The sequence below is a fragment of the Pseudomonas sp. GX19020 genome, assembly GCF_023371075.1.
In the GTDB taxonomy this organism is placed as follows: Bacteria; Pseudomonadota; Alphaproteobacteria; order Rhodobacterales; family Rhodobacteraceae; genus Pseudogemmobacter.
The window spans coordinates 57827-70338 of record NZ_JAMCCR010000021.1; the positions used below are offsets into that span (position 1 = coordinate 57827).

10 protein-coding genes and 1 tRNA gene are annotated in these 12512 nt (G+C 62.0%); 7 read left to right on the top strand and 4 right to left on the bottom strand.

From position 1 onward, the window contains the following. The first annotated feature begins 547 nt into the window (after positions 1 to 547). From M3484_RS21655 to M3484_RS21670, 4 genes are read left to right on the top strand one after another with little or no spacing between them, the layout of a single operon-like run. A complete protein-coding gene (locus M3484_RS21655) occupies positions 548 to 2134 on the top strand; it encodes an ABC transporter substrate-binding protein (RefSeq protein WP_092899346.1) in 1587 nt (528 codons plus the stop codon). Between the two features lie 10 nt (positions 2135 to 2144). Next, positions 2145 to 3101: an ABC transporter permease gene (locus M3484_RS21660; protein WP_092899348.1), complete on the top strand. Its 957-nt coding sequence runs from the start codon at positions 2145 to 2147 to the stop codon at positions 3099 to 3101. Then, positions 3098 to 3910: an ABC transporter permease gene (locus M3484_RS21665; RefSeq protein WP_249499203.1), complete on the top strand. Its 813-nt coding sequence runs from the start codon at positions 3098 to 3100 to the stop codon at positions 3908 to 3910. Before M3484_RS21660 ends, M3484_RS21665 begins: the two co-directional genes overlap by 4 nt. Continuing rightward, positions 3907 to 5574, top strand: a complete 1668-nt coding sequence (locus M3484_RS21670; protein ID WP_249499204.1) for an ABC transporter ATP-binding protein — start codon at positions 3907 to 3909, stop codon at positions 5572 to 5574. The genes M3484_RS21665 and M3484_RS21670 overlap by 4 nt, the downstream gene beginning before the upstream one ends. 47 nt (positions 5575 to 5621) lie before the next feature. On the opposite strand, the gene M3484_RS21675 is transcribed toward M3484_RS21670, so the two are convergent. Next, the gene (locus tag M3484_RS21675) at positions 5622 to 6368 is read right to left on the bottom strand and encodes a class II aldolase and adducin N-terminal domain-containing protein (RefSeq protein WP_092899354.1); all 747 of its coding nucleotides are present in this window, start codon (positions 6366 to 6368) and stop codon (positions 5622 to 5624) included. 198 nt (positions 6369 to 6566) lie between these two features. Between M3484_RS21675 and M3484_RS21680 the strand changes: the two genes are divergently transcribed. After that, a complete protein-coding gene (locus tag M3484_RS21680; protein ID WP_249499205.1) occupies positions 6567 to 6998 on the top strand; it encodes a hypothetical protein in 432 nt (143 codons plus the stop codon). Between the two features lie 102 nt (positions 6999 to 7100). Here M3484_RS21680 and M3484_RS21685 read toward each other — a convergent pair whose 3' ends face one another. After that, the gene (locus tag M3484_RS21685; RefSeq protein WP_092899358.1) at positions 7101 to 7307 is read right to left on the bottom strand and encodes a cold-shock protein; all 207 of its coding nucleotides are present in this window, start codon (positions 7305 to 7307) and stop codon (positions 7101 to 7103) included. 766 nt (positions 7308 to 8073) lie between these two features. Continuing rightward, the gene (locus M3484_RS21690; protein WP_249499206.1) at positions 8074 to 9099 is read right to left on the bottom strand and encodes an alpha/beta hydrolase; all 1026 of its coding nucleotides are present in this window, start codon (positions 9097 to 9099) and stop codon (positions 8074 to 8076) included. A gap of 290 nt (positions 9100 to 9389) precedes the next feature. Here M3484_RS21690 and ettA point away from each other — a divergent pair, with 290 nt between their 5' ends. Together ettA and M3484_RS21700 are read left to right on the top strand one after the other, a co-directional pair. Then, the gene (gene ettA / locus M3484_RS21695; RefSeq protein ID WP_092899362.1) at positions 9390 to 11048 is read left to right on the top strand and encodes an energy-dependent translational throttle protein EttA; all 1659 of its coding nucleotides are present in this window, start codon (positions 9390 to 9392) and stop codon (positions 11046 to 11048) included. 694 nt (positions 11049 to 11742) lie between these two features. Further along, positions 11743 to 11818: transfer RNA gene (locus tag M3484_RS21700), tRNA-Ala, on the top strand. Positions 11819 to 12191: 373 nt separating this feature from the next. Here the strand turns inward: M3484_RS21700 and M3484_RS21705 are convergent. Continuing rightward, positions 12192 to 12359, bottom strand: coding sequence for a hypothetical protein (locus tag M3484_RS21705; RefSeq protein WP_249499207.1), 168 nt, complete (start codon positions 12357 to 12359; stop codon positions 12192 to 12194). Between the last annotated feature and the right edge of the window lie 153 nt (positions 12360 to 12512).

The window sequence follows — 12512 nt, forward strand, 5'->3', positions numbered from 1 at the left end:
TTTCAGGCTACTTTTCGGAAGGATCGTGGATTTACTCGGGCTTACGCGCTCCCTTCTGAAAGGCAGCCATGTCGCATTCCTGGCAAGACAGCATCACCGAGGCAAAGCGGGCCATATCGCCCGCAAGGGTGCCATGCCGGCAGCAGCCGGATCGGTCCGGCGCTTACGGTGCTGGCGAAAACCGCGCCAGGAAGGTCTTTTCTGCCAATGGGTTGCATTCCTGGAAGGCGCGCGTTTATGTTTGCCGCGATATGGTTGAAGACAGACGGGCCTGGCCCTGGGGCAGCTTTGCCCCGCCTCATCTTTCACACCATCGCGGTTGTGCCGGAACCGGTGCGGCCAGCATGGACAACCAGAGACTGATATATTCCGGGGCATCTGCCTCTGTCTGGTCTCGACGGACAACCGCAGGGTTTGTCCGCAACGAAAACATTTGCCCGATGCCCCGCTTCGCGCTTTTATTGACTCAATAATCAAAAACAGAATCCGGTGATGCCAAAAGGCGGACCGGAGAAAAACCGACAGAAAACCGACAGGGAGAAAATGAATGTCCGAGAAACTCGACTGGATGGTCGCCCGTGCCCGCGCCGGCAAAATGAACCGCCGCGAATTCATCGGCCGGACCACCGCGATGGGGGTCTCTGCCGCGCTGGCCTCGGCGCTGTTCACCAAAGCGGCCCAGGCCGAGGCGAAGAAAGGCGGCACCATCCGTGTGGGCCTTGCGGGCGGCGAAAGCACCAATACGCTGGATCCGGCGCTGGCGGCTTCGGTCGTGCCGCAGGTCGGCAATGCGCAATGGGGCGAGCAGCTCGTTGACATGAACCCCGACGGAACCATTGATTTCCGGATCGGCGAAGAGGCTTCTTCGAGCCCGGATTCGAAGGTCTGGACCTTCAAGATCCGCCAGGGGCTGACCTTCTCGAACGGGGCGCCGGTCACCACCGAAGACGTGCTGGCGACCTTCAAGCGCCATACCGATGAACAGGCGCAATCGGGCGCGCTCGGGATCGTCAAGGGCATCACCGATATGAAGGCGGAAGGCGACAAGCTGACGCTGACACTTGATGCGGGCTCGGCCGACCTTCCCTATCTGCTGACCGATTACCACCTGATCATCCAGCCCGGTGGCGGTTACGACAACCCCAATGCCGGCATCGGCGCCGGCCCCTATATCCTCGAGACCTTCGAGCCGGGTGTCCGCTACGTTTTGCAAAAGAACCCGAATTACTGGGACCCGAATATGGGTCACGCCGATACGGTCGAGATCCTCTCGATCAATGACAACACCGCCCGGACCGCCGCGCTGCAATCGGGCCAGGTTCATATGATGAACCGGATCGACCCGAAAATCGCGCAGCTTCTGGCCGGCGCGCCCGGTGTCGAGGTACGGCGCGCAATCGGGCGTGGCCATTACGTCTTCATCATGCATGTCGACACGGCGCCCTTTGACAATAACGATCTGCGGACCGCGCTGAAGCTTGCGGTCAAGCGCGACGAAATGGTGGAAAAGGTGCTGGGCGGGCTTGGCTCTGTGGGCAATGACTTCCCGATCAATGCGGCCTATCCGTTGTTCGACGACAGCATTCCCCAGCGCGAATATGACGCGGCGGCGGCCAAAGCGGCCTATGACAAATCCGGCCATGACGGCAGCCCGATCATCCTGCGCACCGCGCCGGGCGCCTTCCCCGGCGCGGTTGACGCGGCGAACCTCTTTGCCGCTTCGGCCCAGGCCGCCGGCATTCCGCTGCAGATCCAGCTCGAGCCCGATGACGGCTACTGGACCAATGTCTGGAATGTGCAGCCCTTCTGCGCCAGCTACTGGGGGGGCCGTCCGGTCCAGGACCAGATGTATTCCACCGCTTACCTGTCCACGGCGGAATGGAATGACACCAGGTTCAAGAACGCCAAATTTGACGAGCTGCTGCTGGCGGCCCGGGCAGAGCTGGACGAGACCAAGCGCAAGGCCGATTACTCGGAAATGGCGCATATTGTGCGGGACGAGGGCGGGTTGATCCTGCCGATGTTCAACGAATTCGTGGCAGGTATCCGGTCGAATGAAATCGGCGGCTGGGTGGACGATCCGAATGCCGAGATGATGAACTACCGCGCTCCGTCCAAGTGCTGGCTGGTCTGAGGACGCATCGGTGCATCCAATCCTGAAACTTCTGGTCCAGCGCATCGCGCTGGGCCTCTTGCTGCTGTTGGCGGTTTCGGCAGTGATCTTCCTCGGCGTCGAAGCCCTGCCCGGTGATACGGCGCAGGCCATTCTCGGCCAGTCCGCGACGCCCCAGGCGCTGGAGAACCTGCGCGCGCAGATGGGGCTCGATCAGCCCGCGCTGACGCGTTACTTTAACTGGCTCGGCGGGGTGATGACCGGCGATCTGGGCAAGGCCCTCACCAATGGTGTCGATATCGCGCAGGCCATCGGGCAACGCCTGGGGAATACGCTGTTTCTGGCCGGATGCGCCGCCATGATCGCGGTGCCGCTGGCGCTGATCCTTGGCGCGGTGGCTGCCCGCTATGCCGGCCGCTGGCCCGACAAGGTGATCTCGGCGGTGACGCTGACCACCATCAGTCTGCCGGAATTCGTCGCCGCCTATTTCGTGATTTACCTGCTCACGATCGTCTTCCCGGTCTTCCAGCCGGTCGCCATCGTCTTTCCCGGCATGAGCTTCTGGGCGAAATTGCAGGCCGTGGCTTTGCCGGTGATCGTCCTCGTGATGGTGGTGCTCGCGCATATGATGCGGATGACCCGCGCCGCGATTCTCAATGTCATGCAATCGGCCTATATCGAGACGGCCGAATTGAAGGGCCTCTCGCCCATGACGATCATCTGGAAACATGCCTTCCCCAATGCCATCGCGCCTGTGATCTCGGTGGTGGCGATCAACCTCGCCTATCTGGTGGTCGGCGTTGTCGTGGTCGAAGTGGTGTTCTCCTATAACGCGCTCGGCCAGTATCTGGTCGACCATGTGACCAAACGCGACCTGCCGGTGGTGCAGGCCGTCGGGCTGATCTTTGCCGCCGTCTATATCGGACTGAACATCATCGCCGATGTGACCTCGATCATCGCCAACCCGAGACTGAGGCACCCGAAATGAGAATACCGCCCTCAGCCCTTATCGGCCTTATCCTCACCGGTGTCTTTGTGTTTTCGGCGATCTTCGCCGATCTGATCATGCCCTATGCCTATGACCTGCCCGTCGGAGGCCAGTGGGAAAGCCCCTCTGCCACGCATTGGTTCGGCACCGACACGATTGGCCGCGACATCCTTTCGCGGTTGATCAAAGGCGGCCAGATCACGATATTTGTCGCCCTGGCGGCTTCGGTCATCTCTTTCTCGATGGGGTCGTTCTTTGGCTTCATGGCGGCAGTTCAGGGCGGCTGGACCGACCAGATCCTGTCGCGGATCTGCGATCTGATGATGGCGATCCCCTCGCTGATCGTGGCGCTGGTTCTCTTGTCGGTGCTGCCGCTGAACCTGACGGTCCTGATCCTTGTGATGGGGGTGCTCGATTCCACCCGCGTCTTCCGTCTCGCCCGCGCGGTCGCGATGGATATTGCAGTGATGGAATATGTCGAAGCGGCGCGGCTGCGCGGTGAAAAAGGCACCTGGGTGATCTTTCGCGAGATCCTCCCCAATGCGCTGTCGCCACTGGTCGCTGAGTTTGGCCTGCGGTTCATCTTCGCGGTACTCTTCATCTCGACGCTTTCCTTCCTTGGTCTTGGCGTGCAGCCGCCGCTGGCGGATTGGGGCGGCATGGTGAAGGAAAACAAGGACGGACTGACCTACGGGATCTCGGCGGCGATGGTGCCGGCGCTGGCGATTGCCGCGCTCGCGATCTCGGTCAACCTGGTGGCCGACTGGGTGCTGTCGCGCACCTCCAGCCTGAAAGGAGGCCGCGGATGACTGACAGACCAGGACATAACGGGCCGCTTCTGGAAATCCGTGGTCTCGTGATCGAGGCCACGTCTTACCCGCCGGGCGAGCCGCCAAAGAACGTGACCCTGGTGCATGGCGTCGATGTGACGCTGCAAAAGGGCAAGGTTCTGGGGCTGATCGGCGAATCCGGCGCGGGGAAATCGACCATCGGGCTTTCATCCATGTCTTACGGGCGTGGTGGCGTGCGGCTGACCGGGGGCGAGATCCTTCTGAACGGGCGCGAGATCCGTACGGCCTCCGCTGCGACCCTGCGCAAGATCAGGGGGAAAGAGGTCACTTACGTTTCGCAATCGGCGGCGGCCTCGTTCAACCCGTCGAAACGGCTGATGGATCAGGTGATCGAGACCTGCCTGTCGCACGGCCTCATGTCGAAATCCGAGGCCCAGGCGCGGGCGATCACCCTGTTTCGCAAGCTCGGCCTGCCCTCGCCCGAGACCATCGGCAACCGCTATCCGCATCAGGTTTCCGGCGGGCAGCTGCAGCGGGTCATGACGGCGATGGCGCTTTGCCCCAAACCCGATCTGGTGGTGTTTGACGAGCCCACCACTGCGCTGGATGTGACCACCCAAATCGACGTTCTGGCCGCGATCAAAGAGGCTATCCGCGATACCGGCGTCGCCGCGCTTTATATCACGCATGATCTGGCCGTGGTGGCCCAGGTCGCCGATGAGATCATGGTGCTGCGCCAAGGTCGCAAGGTCGAACTCGGTTCCACCGATCAGATCATCAACCGCCCCACCGAGGATTACACCAAAGCGCTGGTTTCTGTCCGCAGCATTGATCATGCGGAAAAGCCCGAAGACGCGCCGCTTCTGAAGATCGACTGCGTCACGGCACGTTATGCCGGGACCAATTTCGATGTCCTGAAGAATATCACGATTGATCTGCCGCCAGGGCAGACGCTCGCGGTGGTTGGCGAAAGCGGCTCGGGCAAATCAACGCTGGCGCGGGCGATCACCGGCCTCCTGCCGCCGTCAAAGGGCCGGATCAGTTTTGACGGGCGCCAGCTGTCGCAGGCCTTTGCCGGGCGCACGCGCGACGATCTGCGTCAGATCCAGATGATCTACCAGATGGCCGATACCGCGATGAACCCGCGCCAGACGGTCGGAAACATCATCGGCAGGCCGCTGGAGTTCTATTTCGGCCTGAAGGGCAGCGCGCGCGACAAGCGGGTGCAGGAGCTTCTCGACCAGATCGAGATGGGCAAAGGCTTTGCCGACCGCTACCCGGCGGAACTGTCGGGCGGTCAGAAACAGCGTGTCTGCATCGCGCGGGCGCTGGCGGCAAAGCCAAAGCTGATCATCTGCGACGAGGTCACATCGGCGCTGGATCCGCTGGTGGCGGATGGCATCCTGAAACTGCTGCTGGAACTGCAGGCCGAAACGCAGATGGCTTACCTGTTCATCACCCATGATCTGGCAACCGTGCGCGCCATCGCCGACAAGATCGCAGTGATGTATAAGGGCGAAGTGCGGCGTTACGGGCAGAAGAGCGATGTGCTGGCACCGCCCTTCGACGATTACACCGACCTGCTTCTGTCCTCCGTGCCCGAGATGGAACTGGGCTGGCTGGAGGGCGTGCTGGAACACCGTCGTCAGACCGGGATCGGCAAAGCCGGCGCCGGCAACTGATCGGTCAGAAGTTACGGCCCGCCTGTCACCAGGCGGGCCGTTTCATCTCAGCCGGCGTAATCGGGTTCCTCGCGGTCGAGGATCGCGCGGATCTCGGACAGATGGGCGTTCGCAAAACCGGGATAGGCCTCCCATTCTGCGGCGGTCTTTTCCGCCACCGCATCCGACATCAGCCGCAGGGGCCGTCCGGTCGACAGGGCACGGATATAGGTCTCGGCAGCGCGCTCAAAGTAATAGAGACGGTTGAAGGCCTCGGCGACCGAGCGGCCGATCACCAGCACACCGTGATTGCCCATGATCAGCGTGTGGATCTTCGGATCGGCGAGCAGTTCGGCGCAGCGCGCGCCCTCCTCCTCGAATGCCATGCCGCCATAATGGCCATCAACCACCTGGCGGCCATGGAACATCGCGGAATTCTGGTCGATGGCGGGCAGATGCGAGTCTTCAAGCGCCGCCAGCACCGTCGCATGGACCGAATGGACATGCATCACACAGACCGCATGCGGACAGGCGCGGTGAATGGCGCCATGCAGCCCCCAGGCGGTCGGGTCCGGCGCATCGGGGCGCTGCATCGTATCGGGGTCTTCTGCATCGATCTCGACCAGCGAGGTGGCGGTGATGCGCGAGAAATGCCGCCCGTTCGGATTGATCAGAAACCGGGTTCCGCCCGGGTTTATCGCCAGCGAAAAATGGTTCGCCACCGCCTCATGCATATTAAGCCGCACCGTCCAGCGGAAGGCCGCTGCAAGGTCACAGCGCTGGATTTCATGGGTCAGATTACTGTGCTGGTTCATTTACGCCTCCCTGCCGTTATTTATGCGGCCAGCCTGCACGGAGCCGTCCTCACAATCAAGATGGCAGCATCAAGGCAGCTCTGACGCGGAAATTCCTGAATCCAACCCTGAAATAAGCCCAATCAGACCGCAAGATAACAGCCAGGCCGAGAGCCCTCCCGGCCTCTGCGCATATCCCCCTATCCCCGGAACACCGCGATGCAGGCTGATCATTCCTTTGACCTAGGCGGCGCAGTCAGGATCGGTCATGGGTTTCGCGCGCTCTGTGTCACCGGCAGCGAAACCGCGCCACTCGCCGGGCGGCTGGCGGCTCTGGGGGGACGGATCGAAACCGAAACCGAACTTTACACTGCACTCTCGGTCGTGATCGACGATCCGCGCGACTGCGATATCCTGGTGCTCGACTGCGACAGCCTCGGTGCCGGTGATGTGGCGCAGGTGGTCACGCGTACCCTCACGGCGGTCCGCTCGCGGCTGCCGGTGGTGCTGATCAGCGCCGGCTTCCCGACCCATGTCTTCCCTGATGCCCGTGAAGAGCCGATCCGGCTGCGGGCACCGGTCTCGGATCTGAGCCTGCGGATCGGTTGCGAACATGCGCTGCGCGATCTGACCCGCTGGGCGACCGCCTGAGCCCCCCGGCCCGGGCGGCATCCATACTGCAACCGCTGGATCAGCAAATGAAAAAAGGCGGCCACGGGGCCGCCCTTTCTCTTTCAGCTGGCGCCTGAAGGCTTATGCCAGTGCGATATTGATCGCGGATTCGCGACCGTCACGGCCGGCTTCGATGTCGAAGGTCACAGCCTGGCCGTCTTTCAGACCGCGCAGACCGGCGCGCTCCAGCGCGGTGATGTGAACGAAGACGTCTTTCTTGCCACCCTCGGGGGCGATGAAGCCGAAGCCCTTGGTTTCATTGAACCATTTCACGGTGCCGTTGGCCATCGTGAGATCTCCTGATCGTATCTCCGCCCACGTTATGTGGCGGACTGGCGCAGTCAGCTTTTTGGTCGATGGCTGTAGGCCGTATGGCGGAGACAGGTCGAAAGAAGATAACGTCGCACCTGTCCTATGCCCCGAAATGCAGGAAAGGGCAAGTGAAAGCTGGGCTTTGCGCGGTTTACCGGCGGATCACGGCGGGCAACCGCCGCACCCTCGGCGCCCTGAAATCTGCCGCAAGTTGCCCTGGGTCGGGGCCTCAGGGTGCGAGAGCGGCCGGAAAACCTGAACCCAGAACCGGCGCCCCAAGGCCACTCGGGAAGCGCATCACTCCACCAGGAAACAACGTCACGATTGCCATGGTCCGGCGCAGCTGTCTGCCTGAACGCCCCGCAATCCCTGCGCTTCCCGCAAACAATGGCCGGACTGTTCCGGAGTTAGTGGCGCGGGGATTTCCAGGGCGGTGAGGTGATCATCACGCGGCGGATCCGCCGTCGCTTTGCACCATGTTTCCCCAGAGAGCTGGCCTGCATTGTCAGGCAGGCCAGCTCTGGTCAGGGAAGCCTCCGGTCAGAGAAACCTGAGGTCAGGGTCTGGTCTTACCCGGATCAGAATACGTCAAAAAGATAGAGAATAATGATGATCGGGATCGGGATACCCAGCAACCAGGCGCCAATTCCTTTCATGATGATCTCCTTTCGCATTGGTTCCAGGACAGAGATCCAACGCATTCAACCGCCGGGGGTTCCCGACGCCGGTGAGGCGCCGGCGTTCAGCGGCATTCCTCTGCCTGCCAGGTGCCGCTCAGGAAGGCCCCGATCCGCCCGACGATACGCGGATGGGTGACCAGCATCAGATGACCGCCACCGGGCACAACACAGAGGGTGGCATCCAGCCGTCTCGCCAGCCGCGCCACCCCGCCCGGGGAAAACACCGGATCGACGCTGCCATGCAGGAAAAGGACTGTCGCCCCCGACCGGACAGCCTCGGGCGACAGGGTCCAGCCCAGCAGATCGCCGGTATGTGCCCGGCCAAGACCCTTCACCGGCAGGATCAGGTGATCGCGGTCCCGTGCCGCCCGTCTTTCAGCCAGGCGCCTTATCGTCGGGTCCTTGCGCCAGCCATAGCCATAAAGCAGCACTTTGTAATATTCGCCCCAGACCGCGCGCGGCGCCAGCGAGCCCGCCGTCAGCGCCGACGCCCCGACCGCCAGCATGCCGCGCGCCCCGGATTCGTAGGCGCCGGGGAAAGGTGTCACCCCAGACAGGACCACGACGCGAACGGAGCGCTGCGGCCCGATCCTGCCGGCCGCCTCGATGGCAATGGCGCCGCCGGTGGAAAAGCCGAGGATCTCGATCCGGGCGCCGGGATAATGCGCTGCATGGCGCGCGATGGCAGCCGCGACCTCTGCCACGCGCATCGGCGGGTCGAGCGGCTGGCCCTCGAGCCCCGGAAAGCGGTATTCCATCACCAGATGGCCAGGCCCCGAAGACCGGCGCAGCGTCCCGAAAATATGCGCGGTCGAAAGCGCGCCGGGGATGAGATAGGTGATCCGCTCTGGCCGTCCCTTCCCCCGTGCGACCTCGTGGATCAGCGCCGCAGGCCCCGGAACGGGCTTAGTCGTGCTGAGCGCCCCGCGCTCCGGCTGCGGCGTCACCTCGGCGGGCTGGCGCGCCGGGCCGCAACCGGCCAGAAAAAGCCCCATGCCCGCGGCCATACAGACCAGATGCCACCGCCAGGCCAGCCTGCTGGGCAGCCCGGCACCCTGCCTGTCATGAACCACATCGCCGCGCCGCATCACCAGGACCGTCCAGCCTCAACCGGTTGCGATCCTGCCGGGGCTATCGCCGCGACGCAACCGCGCATCTTCGGCCTCCCGCCGGTCGTTGCCACACAATCCTGCGAGGCTGCCGCCTTGTGCTACAGCCGCCCCGCCTCACCCCGGGAAATTCCCCGACACATGCCGGTTCCGGCGCGTGTCTGATCGGCCTGTCGCGGCGCGCGCGCCTTGCCCCCGCGCGTCCGGATCGCTACATGAGGGCCAATCCTGCCCAATTCCTGCACGGAAATCCCATTCGGAGCGACCTCATGGCCAGCTATCAATATGTCTATCACATGGACGGCGTCTCGAAGACCTATCCCGGCGGGAAGAAGGTTTTCGAAAACATCCATCTGAACTTTCTGCCCGGCGTCAAAATCGGTGTCGTCGGTGTCAACGGCGCCGGTAAATCGACGCTGCTGAAGGTCATGGCCGGCCTCGACAAGGATTTCCAGGGCGAGGCCTGGGCCGCCAAGGGCGCCAAAGTCGGCTATCTGCCGCAGGAGCCGCAGCTCGATGAGACGCTGAATGTGCGTGAAAACGTCAAGCTGGGCGTCGCCGAGAAACAGGCGAAACTCGACCGCTATAACGAAGTGGCGATGAACTATTCCGACGAGACCGCCGAGGAAATGGCGCGTCTCCAGGATGAGATCGACGCCGAGAACCTCTGGGATCTCGACAGCAAGATCGACATCGCGATGGAAGCGCTGCGTTGCCCGCCCGATGATGCCGATGTCTCGACCCTTTCGGGCGGCGAGCGTCGCCGGGTGGCACTTTGCAAGCTGCTCCTTGAAGAGCCGGATATGCTGCTCCTCGACGAGCCGACCAACCACCTTGACGCCGAGACCATTGCCTGGCTGCAAAAACACCTGATCGAATACAAGGGCACCATCCTGACGGTCACCCATGACCGTTACTTCCTTGACGATATCACGACCTGGATTCTCGAGCTGGAACGCGGCCGTGGCCTGCCGCATGAGGGCAATTACTCCTCCTGGCTGGAAGCCAAGGCCAAGCGCATGGCGCAAGAGGCCCGTGAGGATAAAGCCAAGCAAAAGGTCATGGAGAAGGAGCTTGAGTGGATCCGGCAGGGTGCGAAAGCCCGCCAGACCAAATCGAAAGCCCGTATCCAGGCCTATGACAAGCTGGTCGATGAGGCATCGCTTAAAGACCGGGTGGGCAAGGCCCAGATCGTCATCCCGAATGGCCCGCGCCTTGGCGGCAAGGTGATCGAGGTCGAGGGTCTGAAAAAGGCGATGGGCGACAAGCTTCTGATCGAGGATCTGAGCTTCACCCTGCCGCCGGGCGGTATCATCGGTGTGATCGGGCCGAACGGCGCCGGGAAATCGACCCTCTTCAAGATGCTGGTTGGCCTTGAACAGCCAGATGAAGGCACCGTGAAGCTGGGCGATACGGTCAAGCTGTCTTATGTCGATCAGTCGCGCGATGCGCTCGATTCCGACAAGAACGTCTGGGAAGAAATCTCGGGCGGGGCCGAGATCATCCATCTCGGCGATGCGCAGCTCTCGTCGCGCAACTATGTCGGCGCCTTCAACTTCAAGGGCACCGATCAGCAGAAAAAGGTCGGCCTTTTGTCGGGGGGCGAGCGCAACCGCGTCCACCTCGCGAAGCTCTTGAAATCCGGTGGCAACCTGCTGCTGCTCGATGAGCCGACCAACGATCTGGACGTCGAAACGCTCCAGGCGCTTGAAGCTGCGATCGAGGATTTCGCGGGCTGCGCGGTGATCATCAGCCACGACCGCTTCTTCCTCGACCGGCTCTGCACCCATATTCTGGCATTCGAGGGCGACGCGCATGTCGAGTTCTTTGAGGGCAACTTCGATGACTACGAGAAAGACAAGATCCGTCGCCTCGGCGTGGATGCCGCAGCGCCGAAACGGGTGAAATACAAGAAATTCACCCGCTGATACCGGCAACCTGCAAAAAAGCCACTCCCGATCCGGCCGGATCGGGAGTGGCTTTTTTGGTTATAAACGACCGGGGCATGGCAGCCCTGCCCCGCCCTGCGATACCCTGTTTCTGCTGCAAAGCGTGATCCCCGGGAGGGAGAGGCCCACGTCGCCTCCTCCCCGAACCACAGTATCCATCGACAAAATCCGTCGCGCAGCTCAGGCGCAGGGGGCACAGCCCCTGAACTCAGGCCGCTGCTCGCAAACCGATCATCCCTCTCGCGCCTGAAACTCCCGGAACGCCTCGGCCTCGCGCAGGCCTTTTACACGCCTCTCCGGCTCAGAATTGCAGGCATGGCTCTCCACAAGGTCGCGAAAGGATCCGATCACCACGCCCCTCTGCTAGACGGATTGCCCGGGCACGGGATCCGGGCACTTGCGGCACAATGCCAGCCTCACTCCCCATCGAACGCCACCCTTCCCCCTCGCCCCGGGTATACCGGGGACTGATTTTCAGGATCCGCTGACCGCGTCGGATCCTCACAAAAGGCCCGCCGGCAGACTCCAGCAGATCAACGGCTTACCGCCGGAAGCCCCCGCTGACCCGATCCATCATTTCGTGACGCAGGGCGCTTTTTTCCTCTTGCACCTCCCCCAAGCCCAGACTAAATAACGCCGCATCGCAGGCGTGAAGTCAGCGATACCTCAAGGTGGGGCCATAGCTCAGCTGGGAGAGCGCTTGAATGGCATTCAAGAGGTCAGGAGTTCGATCCTCCTTGGCTCCACCAATTAAAACATGGCAAGTGCCAGATAGATCTTCCATTAATGACAGCGGTTTGTCCATTTTACTGGAAATCTGCTTCGATGGGCGAGTACGAAGCCGGTAGAGCTCGCTCTGCTGGCTTTTTTGTTGCCCTAGGTCAAGATCACCTCCCATCACGACGCGCTGATCGGCCACATCCGACGCGATGAGCACGTAGAGCCAGAATATTCCCCTGTCGAACCCGACGGCTACCTATGTAGCGGAGATCTTCAACCTTCCCGGAAGATGCAAACAATCAGCTTGGGCTCGCGCTTATGAATCTTCAGATTCATGGCTGCATCGGTATGAAGGATGCGAGGCGGCTGTGCGACCTTGGCATGGTCACACCAAAGCGCGTGCTAAGGTCCGGGACGCGCGGTGAGCCGCGTGCGTTTGAGGCCATTGAGCAAGGGTTGCAGGCACTGATCGAAATAGGACGAATCGAGATTGCCAGAGCTGTGAAGCATCCGTTTGTTGCGGCGGCGTTTGCGCGGATGGAAGTCGACCAGTTTGCTGAAGATGATCATGTGGTCTTCAGCGTTTCTTACCTTGAACGGGCTGAGGTGGCAGAGATCGAGACGGCTTGGCTCCGGTCAGCCGTAAGATGGCACCCTTAGGCTGCGCGACCACGTTGCCATATTCGGCCCATAGCAGACGTTTAGCTCGGCGAAACGCTGCAC